11 protein-coding genes are annotated in these 13,772 nt (G+C 37.1%); 5 read left to right on the forward strand and 6 right to left on the reverse strand.

Features of this window, described 5'->3' with window-relative positions; genetic code table 11:
• Window positions 1-38: 38 nt before the first annotated feature.
• The 4 genes from GAB14E_RS18440 to prlC form a co-directional block, all read right to left on the reverse strand.
• Entirely contained in the window at window positions 39-776 is a 738-nt protein-coding gene (locus tag GAB14E_RS18440; protein WP_033080974.1) for a DNA-3-methyladenine glycosylase I, read from the reverse strand.
• 95 nt (window positions 777-871) lie between these two features.
• On the reverse strand, window positions 872-1,003 hold the full coding sequence (locus GAB14E_RS25440; protein ID WP_269429096.1) for a hypothetical protein: 132 nt from the start codon (window positions 1,001-1,003) through the stop codon (window positions 872-874).
• Window positions 1,004-1,034: 31 nt separating this feature from the next.
• A complete protein-coding gene (locus GAB14E_RS23885) occupies window positions 1,035-1,199 on the reverse strand; it encodes a hypothetical protein (protein ID WP_156115657.1) in 165 nt (54 codons plus the stop codon).
• A gap of 268 nt (window positions 1,200-1,467) precedes the next feature.
• Entirely contained in the window at window positions 1,468-3,519 is a 2,052-nt protein-coding gene (prlC, locus tag GAB14E_RS18435; RefSeq protein WP_033080975.1) for an oligopeptidase A, read from the reverse strand.
• A 280-nt stretch (window positions 3,520-3,799) separates the two neighbouring features.
• On the opposite strand from prlC, the gene GAB14E_RS18430 reads away from it, so the two are divergent.
• From GAB14E_RS18430 to GAB14E_RS25445, 3 genes are all read left to right on the forward strand, one after another.
• Window positions 3,800-8,368, forward strand: a complete 4,569-nt coding sequence (locus GAB14E_RS18430) for an EAL domain-containing protein (RefSeq protein ID WP_033080976.1) — start codon at window positions 3,800-3,802, stop codon at window positions 8,366-8,368.
• A gap of 110 nt (window positions 8,369-8,478) precedes the next feature.
• Window positions 8,479-9,843 (forward strand): glutathione-disulfide reductase, encoded by a 1,365-nt coding sequence (gene gorA, locus GAB14E_RS18425; protein WP_033081004.1) that lies wholly within the window; start codon window positions 8,479-8,481, stop codon window positions 9,841-9,843.
• 154 nt (window positions 9,844-9,997) lie between these two features.
• Window positions 9,998-10,120 (forward strand): hypothetical protein, encoded by a 123-nt coding sequence (locus GAB14E_RS25445; RefSeq protein WP_269429097.1) that lies wholly within the window; start codon window positions 9,998-10,000, stop codon window positions 10,118-10,120.
• Between the two features lie 149 nt (window positions 10,121-10,269).
• On the opposite strand, the gene GAB14E_RS18420 is transcribed toward GAB14E_RS25445, so the two are convergent.
• Window positions 10,270-10,710: a DUF4399 domain-containing protein gene (locus GAB14E_RS18420; protein ID WP_197061153.1), complete on the reverse strand. Its 441-nt coding sequence runs from the start codon at window positions 10,708-10,710 to the stop codon at window positions 10,270-10,272.
• A 90-nt stretch (window positions 10,711-10,800) separates the two neighbouring features.
• A complete protein-coding gene (locus GAB14E_RS18415; protein ID WP_033080977.1) occupies window positions 10,801-11,577 on the reverse strand; it encodes a hypothetical protein in 777 nt (258 codons plus the stop codon).
• A 413-nt stretch (window positions 11,578-11,990) separates the two neighbouring features.
• On the opposite strand from GAB14E_RS18415, the gene GAB14E_RS18410 reads away from it, so the two are divergent.
• Both GAB14E_RS18410 and GAB14E_RS18405 read left to right on the forward strand, forming a co-directional pair.
• Entirely contained in the window at window positions 11,991-12,338 is a 348-nt protein-coding gene (locus GAB14E_RS18410; RefSeq protein ID WP_033080978.1) for a DUF2946 domain-containing protein, read from the forward strand.
• Window positions 12,339-12,467: 129 nt separating this feature from the next.
• Entirely contained in the window at window positions 12,468-13,706 is a 1,239-nt protein-coding gene (locus GAB14E_RS18405; protein WP_052093470.1) for a TolC family protein, read from the forward strand.
• Window positions 13,707-13,772 lie beyond the last annotated feature (66 nt).

Genomic DNA, 13,772 nt, shown 5'->3' on the forward strand with positions numbered 1-13,772 from the left:
CATAAAAAACCTATGTCCTAATCATTAAGTTTTAAAGTTTAATCAACCTGTACATAATTATCGCCACACGAAAACGCAATTAAGCGGCTTAATTGCGTTAAGCTATAACCGCTCTTTTTCTGTAATTCATTAAAATACATTTGGATGGCAGTTAAACTCTTTTTACTCTGTAAACCGCCATCTATTATCTGTTGGGCTCTTAAATAAGCTTCTACATCACTGCTTAAAATGAAGGTATCTTTGCCTAACAATCTAAGGGCGTATGGTCCGGTATTACCACCTAGGCGTTGACCATTTTTTTTCAGGTAAGCCCATAAACCAATAATATCTTCACATGGCCAATCATAAATAAATTGCGCAAAACTGATGTTTTTATCGACTGTGATATCAAACATCATCTGTGCATTGGCTTTAATAGTTTTAACTTTATTATAATTACGAATTATTTTGGGATCGGCAGCTTTTCTCTCCAGCATTTCTTCTGGCATCATTAACATTTTTTCAATATTAAAATTAAAAAAGTGTTCTTCAAAGTCTGGCCATTTATTTTCTACTACACGCCAAACAAAACCCGATTTGAAGATTTGTTTAGTAAAGGCTGCCAGAATACGATCATCACCAAGCTCAGTGATACTTTGTTGTGCAGCGGTATCATCGAGTAACTGTTTACCAATGATTTTCTTGCCAAGTAAAGCGTGTAAAGCACTTGTTCCGCCTTTTCTTTCGGCCGCGCGGTCGAAGATTGCTTTAAAGGTTTCAGGCTTATTTAAACTCATATGTGTATGTTATTCCTATTTTGCTTATACGGTCAAAATCATCATCTGTGATAAAACCAAAAAGGTTAAAATAATGATGAGTCTTGAGCTTGTAGCTAACGCCAAAAATTACTATAACCACCAGGGTCTATACCTCCACCGACAAAGGCTAATACAGTCCAGTGTTCTGTGATAGGGCGTAGAGCCATAGTGCCTAAATAGCCGCCATTACTGGTGTTTTGTACCATAACAATATTATTTTCTAAAATTGTCTCATCCTTAAAAACAATTTACCCCTTGATTATGATTAAAGCCTGCCATAGGGAAAATCATCCACTCACCGGTATCAATACCAAGAGCACTTAAGGGAACAAAATTACCAATAGAATAATTATTTTTATGGTGACCGTCATCATACTCAGAGCGACTCAATGAAAAATTCATTATGCAAAAATCAAAATCAAAAAGCCAATAACCACCCAATCGCCATTCATATTGGTTCTAGCATTAATCTTTCGTATAGGGGCAAGAGCCAAATAGTCGGAGGTACTTAAATTATCGGTATAACCAAGTCCGACTCTAGTAATGATTTTAGTGGGATCATCTTGATGTTTTTCTTCTACTTTTGTTTCACTAGCTGCTGTGACGTAGCTAGTGAAACCAAGCAGGACAATTATTAAATAACGCAGATTCTAGTCTTAGCATCTTACCGTTAAGCATTGATACCACAGTGGCGCAATAAAGCATCAATCTCTGGTGCGCGACCTCGGAATTTTTGGAATAATTCACTCGGCTCTTCACTGCCACCTTTTTCTAGGATATTGGTTAAAAATGACTGTCCGGTTGCTTCGTTAAAGATACCTTGCTCTTCAAATAAACCAAAAGCATCAGCGGATAATACCTCCGCCCATTTGTAGCTGTAATAACCTGCTGAATAACCACCACCAAAGATATGGCTAAAACCATGTTGGAAACGGTTAAACTCAGGTGCTTTTACCACAGAATATTGAGATCTAACATTATCTAAAACTTGTTGAATATGCTTTTCATTGTTCAATGCTTTGGGCTCAAAGCTTTCATGCATAGTAAAATCGAAGATACTGAATTCTAATTGACGTAACATTTGCATCGCTGATTGAAAGTTTTTGGCTGCGAGCATTTTATCTAACATTTCTTGCGGTAATGGCTCACCACTTTCAAAATGGCCAGAAATAAAGGCTAAAGCTTCAGGTTGCCAGCACCAATTTTCTAAAAATTGACTCGGAAGCTCTACCGCATCCCAAGGAACGCCATTAATACAGGCAACACTGCTGGCATTAATTTGGCTTAACATATGGTGAATTCCATGACCAAACTCATGGAATAAGGTTACCACTTCATTATGAGTAAATAATGCCGGATTATTGCCTACAGGACCGTTAAAGTTACAGGTTAAGTACGCTACTGGGTATTGAATCGAACCATCAGATCTTTGACTACGACCAACACAAACATCCATCCAAGCACCGCCACGTTTTTTCTCACGGGCATAAAGGTCTAAATAGAAACTACCACGCTTTTCACCGGCTTTATCAACTATGTCATAAAAGTTAACATCGTCATGCCAAACATCAACGTTTTCACGCTGTGTAATGGATAGGCCAAATAATTTATCTACGACAGCAAACAAACCAGATATCACTTTATCTTTTGGGAAGTAAGGACGTAATTGCTCGTCTGAAATAGCATAACGACTTTGTTTTAACTTCTCACTGTAATAAGCCAAATCCCAAGCTTGTAAGTTTCCTTGCTTGAACTCACTGGCGGCAAAGTCACTTAGCTCTTTAAAGTCTTGTTTACCCTGGTGTTGTGATTTTATGGCCAAATCTTCAAGAAACTGCATTACTTCACGAGTAGAGTTTGCCATTTTGGTAGCTAGTGAGTGTTGGGCATAGTTGTCAAAATCGAGTAAATTGGCTAATTCATGTCTTAAGCTTAATAACTCATCCATAATGTCGCTGTTATTAAACTCATTAGCGTTAGGGCCTTGATCTGAGGCACGGGTAACAAAGGCAGTATAAAGTTGTTCACGTAAATCAGTATTATCGCAATACATCATTACCGGTAGATAGCTTGGTATATCTAGGGTAAAGGTAAATCCTTGTTGTTCTTTTGATGTTGCTAATTCTTGAGCAGCAGCTAAAGCGCTGTCAGGTAAGCCGGTTAACTCATCTTTATTTTCAATGGTAATACTAAAAGCATGAGTGGCATCGAGTACGTTATTGCTAAAACTTGAGCTGAGTTCAGATAAGCGGGTCTTAATTTCACCGTAACGCTTTTTATTTTCATCATTTAGCGCTATGCCTGATAATTTAAAATCGCGTAGTACATTGGTGATAACTTTTTGTTGAGCTATGTCTAGTTGTTCAAATTCATTGCCATTCTTAACACTCAGGTAGGCTTGATATAAACCCTCATGTTGACCAACAAAGGTGCCGTATTCGGACAAAATTGGTAAGCAAGATTCATAAGCATCACGCAATTCATCACTACTGAGCACCGAATTCATATGAGAAACCGGTGACCATAACTTTGATAACACATCATCAATGTCATCAATTGGCATAACTAAATTCTGCCAAGTAAATCCATCATTGTCAGCTAGAACTTGTTTAATAACTTTTTTACAATCACTAATGGCTTGCTCAACAGCAGGTTTAACATGCTCAGGTTTAATTTTTGAAAAGATAGGTAGTTCGTTAGATACTAATAATGGATTGGTCATAATGCTTAAAAATTAGTTTATGTTATAAGGAATGTATGACCGATAGAGGCTTTATTCAAGGTTATTGAAGTAATAGTTATAAAATAGTTTTGTTATAAATTTATAACAAATATGTACTGATATTTTTATAATTATCTATTAGCGTAGTTTCATTGTAACGACTAAGAAAGCTGTTTGCTCGCAGCTATGTTTCATTTGATTTATGTTTGCACAAGTTCACAGTTAGCTATACTTTATTACTTCTATATATTTTTATAATTGATTCTGCTGTTGAGTGATTATGCCTAAGAGTTTACTTATCCCCTTTCTACTAACTCTAACTATTTTATCTAGCGTTATAGTTACCCCAAATAGCTATGCAGCTGTGGAAAATCTATTCTTAGATCATTTGTCTGTTGATGATGGTTTGTCACAGGGTAGCATTCATTCAATTATCCAAGATAAAACGGGTTTCATTTGGCTAGCCACTGAGCAGGGGCTTAATATTTATGATGGCAATAAGGTTAAGCAATTAGCAGGCCCGGATAATAGTTTTGAAAATGCAGCTATCTATAATTTACTTGAAGATAAAAATGGTTTTATTTGGTTAAATGTTGATGGAAAAAAACTATATAATTATAATCCGACAACCGACGTATACCAACATATTCCAATAAAAAGCCCGAACAATTCAAACTATTATATTGCCGATTTGATTAATAGTAATGACAATAAAATATGGCTATTAACCTCTAAAACTCTCGGTTTCTATAATCAAGTTACCAATGCATATCAGCAAGTAATAGACTTGGAATCAGAGTTAACCGGTGATCTTTCATTATTTAAAATGTCATTGCTGGATGGTGTTATGTATATGGGCTCACAAGTCGGTATTTTTGCTTATGATATTGAGAATAATCTCTGGAAAAAGCTACCTCAAATACCCGCTGATACTACCACACAGTCGAACATTGAAGAGCTCAATAAAATATATACCGTACACGCTGATGTTAATAACACCTTATACCTAGGATCTTACGATGGTTTTTTTGCAATAAAAGTCGATGATGTTAAGGCGTATATTGCCGGTGCATCATCACTACCAAACTACCAAAGGCTTATTGAAAATATGGCTGCATGGCAGACAATGTTAGATGGAAATATGCTTTATATTGCTGCCGATAAAGGTTTGTATTCGGTTAATACACTCAATAATAGCAGTGATTTTTTGTTTGGTTTTAGTGATTACTTTGACAATATGTCCGATGACAACATAACAACATTGATTAAAGATAATCAGGGCGTTTTTTGGTTAGGATCTAGGGCTGTAGGTGCCTATCAATGGGATCCCCAAAGAGAATTGATTAAAAATTATGGTTATAAAAAAAACCATCCTGCTAGCTTAAGTTATAACGAAGTTTGGCATGCTTTACCCGATAGCTTAAATGATGACTTTCTTTGGGTTGCTACCTCAAATGGTTTGAATCTAATTGATGTAGTAAAACAGCGTGTAACACCATTTTTAATGAATGATGACTCTAAAAGTATATACACTAGCAGTCACATTTATAGCCTGTTAACGTTAACGCCTGAGCAACTACTTATTTCTACTGCTAAAGGTGTGTATCTATTTGATAAAAAGCAAGAGAAAGAATTAGCATTACCATTTAATAATGAAATTAATCAACTACTTGCAGTGGAGCAGTATGACATATTAAAAGAAGACGAATTTCTCTGGTTAGTAAATGAAAAAGGTATTTTTAAAATAAATTTAATCACTGAGGAAATAGATACGTTAAGTGAAATTACTGAACAGTTCCCTCCTGAAAGGTTTTTATCTTTCTTAGGAACATCACCGCATAATGATTGGTTTTTACTCACCAGCAATGATGGCTTGTGGGGGTTTAATACTCGAACACGGGAGTTTGTACAGCTTTATAACTTACCAGGAATATTGGCCGGTGAATATTCCTCTATCGACAATTGGGCAATAGATAAGAATCAAATTTTTTGGTTAAGTTTTAGTGGTAAAGGATTGATTGGCTTAACTTTGCCAGACTTTAAAGAAAAGTATTTTTACCATAAAGCTAACTCTATTATTGATAATAATATTTACGGCGTAATGGCTGATGAAGCTGGGGATATTTGGTTTTCTAGTCATAACGGTTTATTTATGTTGGACTCTGATAGCCAACATATTAGTCATTTTACTCGTAAAGATGGTCTCGGCGCGACAGAGTTTAATGGTAGGGCTTATACCCGATTAGCAGATGGTCATTTCGTTTATGGTTCAATGGAAGGTATAAGTATTTTTAAACCATCGGAATTAAAAAAAGCTCACCATTATAAAAATTTCAAGGTGAGAATTACCGCCGTTGAGTTGTTATCTCGACACGTAACTCTACCCTTGGCTATCGAAGATAATGCTGTCATTAACCTCAATTATGATGATGTTGGTATTCGTATTGATTTTTCTACTTTTTCCTATGGTAACGAGAAAAGTATAAGTTATAAGTCTCATTTGAGTGGGGAAAATAATATTGATTATCCTGCGAGTAGGGAGGCTCACATTACTTTTCCTAGCCTAAGTTCAGGCAAACATACTTTATCTATTCAAGCGAAGTCACCTTATACCGGAGAATACTCCGCTCCTGTGCATATTAATTTTAATGTCAGCTTTGCTCCTTGGCGATCGCCAGTGGCATTTATATTGTACTTTAGTGTATTTATGGTGGTTATGGTTACTTGGTATCGTTATCGTAAAAAGCAGCAGCAACTGTTGCTTGATGCTCATGAGCAAGTGAAGTACCGAGAAAACCGTTTGCAGCTGGCATTAACCGGCAGTAATAGTGAAGTATGGGACTGGCAAGCTGAAGATAACTTAATGTTTGGTAAGCGTATTGCTATAGATTTAGGCTATGTTGAAGAAGCGCTATTCTACAGTTTTGAAGAGCATGTTTCCTTGATCCATCCAGAAGACCATGATGATTTTATTCGCTGTTGGCAATTATTTATTAGCAACGCCAATTTAGACGATAATTTTTCCTGTACTTATCGATTGAAAACCTCGGGTGAAAAGTGGCTTTGGTATAAAGATTTAGGGAAAATTGTTGCTGTAGATGCTCAGAATAAGCCGATTAGAGTTACAGGCTCTTATACAAATATTACCGAGTCTCGTGCTAATGAAGAGCGAGCGCAGTATTACGGCGATGCTTTTCAGCAAACACAAGACTGGGTATTTATTATTGATGAAAAAATATCTAGGGTCACAGCAAACCAATCAATGCGTGCTGTTTTTGACTGGCCAGAAGAAGAATTTGATTTTAATGCTAAATTATTAGGTATTAACCCAAAACGCCGCAGCTTTTATCATAAACTAATGCTGTCACTCAAAGAAGGGGAGCATTGGCGCGGTGAAGAATTGATTATTACCGCCAATCAGGATGAATACCATGTGATCATCAACGTGACGGTAGGCCGAAATTCAGTGAGTAACGCTATACATTATTTGTTTGTACTTACTGATATTAGTGCACAAAAAAGTGCTGAAAATGAATTGAGATTATTAGCAAACTACGATCATTTAACGGGACTACCCAATCGTACTTTATTGCTGGAACGTATTAAACATGCCATTGATTTATCCAATCGACAAACTAAGTCAATAGCACTATTCTTTATCGATTTAGATCGTTTTAAACAAGTAAACGATTCGCTAGGACACGATAATGGTGATTTGCTATTACAAGAAGTTGCGCAGCGCTTAGAAGCAGTATTGCTGATAGATGATACGGTATCGCGTATTGGCGGTGATGAGTTTGTTATATTGTTGGAGAGTTTCTCTAATGACAATCAACTTTGCCGAATCGCTGATGAAGCTATTGAAGCTATAAGCAAGCCAATTGACTTAGGTGGTAATGTAGTCAGTGTTGGCGCGAGTATTGGCATTGCGGTATATCCTAACGATGGTCATAATTCAGACGAGTTATTACGCCATGCTGATGTGGCTATGTATCATGCGAAACAGGCAGTAGAAAATAATTTTAAGTTCTATACTGCACAAATGAACATTGAAGCAATGGCACGTTTAAGTAAGGAGTCAGCGCTAAAATTAGCCGTGAAAAATAATGAATTCATTAATCACTACCAGCCAATTATTGATGCGCATACAGGTAAAGCTGTCGGTGTAGAAATGTTAATGCGTTGGCAAACACCTACAGGTTTAGTTCCCCCCAATGACTTTATACCTTTATCAGAAGAGCTCAATTTAATTATCACTATGACCGAATCCGCACTTGAGCGGGCCTGTAAAGATCTAAAGGATTGGCATACAATACGTCCTGAATTTTATGTGTCGATAAATTTATCAGTGCAACACTTTGTTGAAGCAGACATCGTTTCATATATTAGCGAGCTATTGGTACGCTACCAATTACCTGCAAAAATTCTACGTGTTGAAGTAACCGAAAATGCATTAATTTTACAACCTGAAAATGCTATTACCACCATGCGCAAGTTATCAGCATTGGGCCTGACTTTAGCGTTAGATGATTTTGGCACTGGCTTTTCGTCATTATCTTATTTAAAAAAATTGCCTTTAGATATTATAAAAATAGATCGCAGCTTTGTTTCTGGTATTGGTATTAATGATGCTGATGAAGCGATTGTGGATACCACCTTAGTTTTAGCAAAAAGGCTTAATATGCATTGTATTGCTGAAGGCGTAGAAACGACTGAGCAATTACATTATTTAGTCGCAAAAAAATGCCATTATATTCAGGGCTATTTATACAGTAAGCCAATATCTGCGAATGAAATTATGCAAAATCTGTTATTAAATAAAACGGAAATTATTTCTACTACAAACTGATCTTGTAAAAACTGACAGCTAATTACTGAAAATTATTATTTAAACCTTGAATAAAGCCATTTTGGCGCCCACATTCTCTTTAAACAACACGTTAACTAATGAGTAAAAGCATGACACAACATTTTGATTATCTTGCCATTGGCGGTGGTAGTGGCGGTATAGCTTCAGCTAACCGTGCAGCAAAGTTAGGTAAAAAAGCAGCCGTTATTGAAGCTAAATACATTGGTGGTACTTGTGTCAATGTTGGTTGTGTGCCTAAAAAGGCCATGTGGTATGCCGGGCAAATATCCGATGCCTTAAAATATGCCAATGATTACGGTTTTAGCCAGCACCTTACCCAAGGTGAGTCTCAATTCGATTGGGGCAAGTTAGTCGCTAATCGTGAAGCTTATATAAAACGCATACATGCAGCTTATCAACGTGGTTTTGACGCTAACGATGTCACTGTGATTAATGGTTTTGCCAAATTTGTTGATAAAAACACAGTGGAAGTGAACGGTGAGTTAATTACTGCGGATCACATCACTATTGCTACCGGTGGACGTCCGTCCATTCCAACTATTGAAGGCGCTGAGTTTGGTATAGATTCCGATGGTTTCTTCGCCTTAACAGAGCAACCTAAAACTGTCGCGGTAGTTGGTGCTGGTTATATTGCCGTTGAACTTGCTGGCGTATTTTATGCGCTAGGCAGTGAAACCCATTTGTTAGTGCGTAAAGAAAAGCCATTACGCGGTTTTGACGACATGTTAAGTGATACCTTAGTGGAGCAAATGGCAAAACATGGCCCTACTTTACATAATCACAGTACACCAGAGCGCATTGAAAAATTGAGCGATGGTCGTTTAGTTGTGCATCTAACTAATGGTAAATCATTAGAGCCAGTAGATACTTTAGTCTGGGCTATCGGCCGTGACCCAGCTACCGACAATATTAATTTAGCGGCTACAGGCGTTGAAACCAATGAACGTGGTTTTATTGAAACGGATAAATATCAAAACACTAATGTTGATGGTATATATGCAGTCGGCGACAATACTGGTCGTGCACAATTAACGCCGGTAGCGGTAGCGGCTGGACGCCGTTTATGTGAGCGTTTATTTAATAATAAACCAGACTTACATTTAGATTATTCAGGTATTGCAACGGTAGTTTTTAGTCACCCAGTGATTGGCACTGTCGGATTAACCGAAGATGAAGCTAAAGCTGAATACGGTGAAGATAATATTACCGTATATAACTCACAATTCACTGCACTGTATCAAGCGATTACTGAAGATTATCGTGATCCTACTCGCATGAAACTAATTTGTGCAGGTAATGATGAAAAAGTGGTTGGCTTACATAGTATTGGTTTTGGTAGCGATGAGTTATTACAAGGTTTTGCTGTCGCCATGAAAATGGGCGCAACGAAAGCGGATTTTGATAATACAATTGCTATCCATCCCACTTCTGCAGAAGAGTTTGTTACCTTGTAGTCATTTCTTGGAAAATTAACATATTCAAAAAGGCTAGTTTATCTCGTATAACTAGCCTTTATTTTATTTAAGCGATTATTACTTTATATTGTCTCAAATAGCGGGAGCAGCAGAGTAACAAGGCTCTGTCAGTGAGGAAATCAATCGCAACATTGTGCAAATCAATGATTTGTCATCACAAACAGCTTCAGTAGCAGAACAAACTAAAGTGGCAAGTAAGGGGTTAGCGAGTATGGCTAAACAGCTGCAAGGTTTGTTAAAGAATTTTGCGGTGTAACCTGAGTAACCGATGTTAATTTAGAACGGTATAACATTAAGTTTAGTTGATTTTGCTTAACAAAAATCCCTTGAGACTTTTTGATAATAAGTCTCAAGGGATTTTTTTATATAATTATTTTTATTTAACGGCTTTTACTTATTCCGACTTTACTCAACGGTAATTGTAATTTTCTTAGACACAACTGCTGGCTTGTGAGGAATATGGTGATGATCACCCATAATAAGCTGCAACGTATGTTTGCCTTTAGGTAAAGTTAAAGTTGTTTGTGTTTGCCCACCACCGAAGTGCTTAACGTCACCACCCATTGGCATATCAAACGCAGGCAAAGTATTCTTATCAATTAATAAATGATGATGACCGGTATGCTTTTTTTCTATTCCCGCTGGCGCAACACCCATATCCTTTAAACCAAAGGTAACTGTAAAAGTACTTGGTACAGTTGCACCATCGGCAGGTGAAATGATGTAAACATTGGCGTTAGCTGGAGAAACCGATTGCGGCATACTGCTAGCGTTAGCTAGTTCAGATGTTAATAGCACAGGGCTTAAAGCCAAAGTAAGTAGTGATAATTGCATAAATTTTTTCATAATATAACTCGCTTATTTCAAGTAAATAGTTTAATTAATTTTAAGGTTTTGATAAAAATAGCGGTACTTACTGTAGCAGTCAATATTTGATTAAAACTGGTAATCAATTTTGAAATTAAAGCTAGTATCATTTTGACTGTAATGACCCCAGTTTAAATTGCCATAAACTAATTCACCCGCTAAACCCAGACCAAAAGAAAATCGATGTTCTATGGCGAGGTTGGCTCCTACCATATAGCCATCACTCTTAAGTGGCTCAGTCGAGTTGTTAGTAGTATTTTTATAGCCACTGAGCTGACCCCACTGATAAAAAGGACCACCATAAATAATATCTCTGTCTGCAAGTTTATAGCCTAACACCCAAGCAATATCATAAACATCGGTATCATGCTGCCAATAGCCCCAACCAGAAACAGAATCACAATAAAGACTTTCACAGGCAATGTAATCGGCACCGGAGTAATACGACTCATTGGTCTCGTTTCTCTCATAACCTAAGGTAAATGCTTGCGAAAAATTACCTTTAGTTGATTGTTCCGCATGAGCACCATAAAATTGATATTTGATACCTATGTGGGTGGCTGAATCTACATCACTACTAATAGATATTTCTAAGCCTTTAGCGGCGGTGATATTACCTCGGGCAAAGGCATAGACATCAGTTCCGGAAAAATTCTTGTCGTCAGTCTCTATGTTTAATATTGTTCTACTACCAGAGCCTAATGCTAAATTCACTGATAATGGTTCACTGCTGACTTCAGGGTTATCAAAACGAGTGGTCGACATAGAAACGGTCACTGGGTTAGTAGAGCAAGCCGATAAAAGGATACTTAAGATCAGGCTGGCGAGTAGGGAGGTATATTTCATTAATGTCGAATCCTTTTGATATTTTTCGGCAAAGATAGCAAAATTAAAGAGTTAGCTCAATAACAATAATTCTCATTATTAAAGTAAATAAGTGATGTGGAATGAAATGTACGGAGTAAACGGATATCTATATTAACTTTATTTTATCAAACCAAGTTAGTTTTGAATATTGCTACTAATCCTCAGGTAAAACTTATTTGTTTTGTGGATTAATTCCTACAATAGAAAGGCTAGTTCAAAATATGGTCACTCAGCCACCATCGCTCAGCCACCATCGCTAAGTTACATTTAATTACCTAATAGCGCTTTAATATTTTTAGACAACTTGTAATACTGATGCATCGTGAAGTAGTCTATATGACTTTACTTGGCTTTATTGGCTAGGTTCTTATATTAGGGTAAACATAATACCGATGAAAAACACTTGGCTTGGCTTAATATTAGTATTATTGATTGCATTGCAATCATATGCTGCTGTAGCTAACTCAGAGGAAAATCATCAAGTTGACTCGCAACATATTCTAACTGAACATTCTCATGATGTTGATGACATTAATCTTGTCGATGAGTCATCGGGCAGCGAACACAATATTAAAGATTGCCACCATTGTGGTCATTGCCAAGGCGCTCATACCCAATGGGTTGCCAGTAACAAATCTGCTTTAGCAACACCTCTATTTATAATCACCAATCAATATTTTTATAATGATAATCTTGATAAGAGCTTCATTGAAGAACTTATACGCCCCCCAATATCTTAATTTAATTTAAAAATTACCCGCAACAAATCTTATCTTTAAGTACAGCTTAAATAAAGCTGAATTTGATTTAGCTTAGTTAGTTTATTTGAGCTTAGTTGCGACATTTTATTGTTAAATTAAGAGATTATTATGAAATTTTTCTCGATAAAACCTGCTGGCGTAGCATTATTTATTAGCTACTCGGCAACTATGTCGGTAAGTTGTTTGGCTTTTGCACAAACAACTTTATCAAGTGATTGGCTCGATCGACAAATCAATAAGCACCCTGATATTGTCTCAGCACGTGAATTGATGAATGCTGAGTTCTCAAAAGCACAGGGCAGTAAGTTACCACTTTATAACCCTGAATTGTCTACCGGTTATGAGCGCGAAGGTGACGGCAATAACTTTAATATTGGTATTAGCCAAACCATTGATTTGTGGGATAAACAGGCAGTTAATGTTGCCATTGGCGATAAAATATTAACTGTAGCCAGTAATCGGTTTACTTATGCAGTCGCGCAAAAAAAATCCCAAGCATTAACAGCGTTAATTAACTGGCAACTTGCCATGGACAAGTCGGTACTTGCGTTTGAGCAGGAGCAACAATTAGAAGTGTTACTGAAAATTGTTACTAAAAGGCAGCAGGCTGGCGATCTTGGTCAGGTTGATGCTGAGTTAACCTTCTTGAATTTGTCGCAATTACTTAATAAAACAGCGCAAATACAAGCACAGTTAACGCAAGCGCAAGCTGATGTTAATGAACTACTGCCTGACTGGCGTCCTAATATGCAAGTGTATCCAAAGCAGGGTTTGGGAGTAACAAACTTTCAAGTGGTTGAGCAATGGATAACCCAGCATCCGCAAGTATTAGCAGCGCAAGCGTTATGGCAAGTGCAAAAAAACATTGCTCAATATGCCATGCTGGAAACAAAAGCCGATCCTACTATTGGTCTGAGTGCCGGAAAAAATGCTGACGATAATGTTGTCGGTATCAGCTTTTCTATGCCATTAAATATCCGTAATGATTACCAAGCCAACGCTAATGCAAAAAATCAGCAAGCTATAGCTGCTGAAGCGAGTTTTCGTGCGGTTATGCGCAAACAAAAGTATCTGATACAGGCAAGTACAGCATCATTAATCTCTAATAAAAAATATCTAGGCCGTTGGCAAGAGCTAATGCAAGGGCGTGGCGAACACAGTGCCCAGCTATTGCAAAAACAATGGCAATTAGGTGATTTAAATACCTCGGATTATTTATTGGCGTTACAACAAAGAGCGGAAGGTTTATACGCGGGCATTGAACTACAGGCCCAGTTTAAATTAAGCGAAGTGCAATGGTTATTGAATGTCGGCCAATTAAATGTCGCCACTAAGCTATTAAATTAAAACCGTTATCTCATCTTATATAGCTACCATTAGCGTAGGTATAAGTTGTCAAAGAATTTGGAATTA

This window comes from Colwellia psychrerythraea, from assembly GCF_000764185.1.
Lineage (GTDB): Bacteria > Pseudomonadota > Gammaproteobacteria > Enterobacterales > Alteromonadaceae > Colwellia > Colwellia psychrerythraea_B.

Bases quoted from the DNA above. Each gene is read 5' to 3' on its own strand.
- GAB14E_RS18440 (WP_033080974.1), bottom strand. From the start codon at position 776: ATGAGTTTAAATAAGCCTGAAACCTTTAAAGCAATCTTCGACCGCGCG.
- GAB14E_RS25440 (WP_269429096.1), bottom strand. From the start codon at position 1,003: ATGGTACAAAACACCAGTAATGGCGGCTATTTAGGCACTATGGCTCTA.
- gorA (WP_033081004.1), top strand. From the start codon at position 8,479: ATGACACAACATTTTGATTATCTTGCCATTGGCGGTGGTAGTGGCGGT.
- prlC (WP_033080975.1), bottom strand. From the start codon at position 3,519: ATGACCAATCCATTATTAGTATCTAACGAACTACCTATCTTTTCAAAA.
- GAB14E_RS18405 (WP_052093470.1), top strand. From the start codon at position 12,468: ATGAAATTTTTCTCGATAAAACCTGCTGGCGTAGCATTATTTATTAGC.
- GAB14E_RS18420 (WP_197061153.1), bottom strand. From the start codon at position 10,710: ATGAAAAAATTTATGCAATTATCACTACTTACTTTGGCTTTAAGCCCT.
- GAB14E_RS18430 (WP_033080976.1), top strand. From the start codon at position 3,800: ATGCCTAAGAGTTTACTTATCCCCTTTCTACTAACTCTAACTATTTTA.
- GAB14E_RS18415 (WP_033080977.1), bottom strand. From the start codon at position 11,577: ATGAAATATACCTCCCTACTCGCCAGCCTGATCTTAAGTATCCTTTTA.
- GAB14E_RS18410 (WP_033080978.1), top strand. From the start codon at position 11,991: ATGAAAAACACTTGGCTTGGCTTAATATTAGTATTATTGATTGCATTG.
- GAB14E_RS23885 (WP_156115657.1), bottom strand. From the start codon at position 1,199: ATGAATTTTTCATTGAGTCGCTCTGAGTATGATGACGGTCACCATAAA.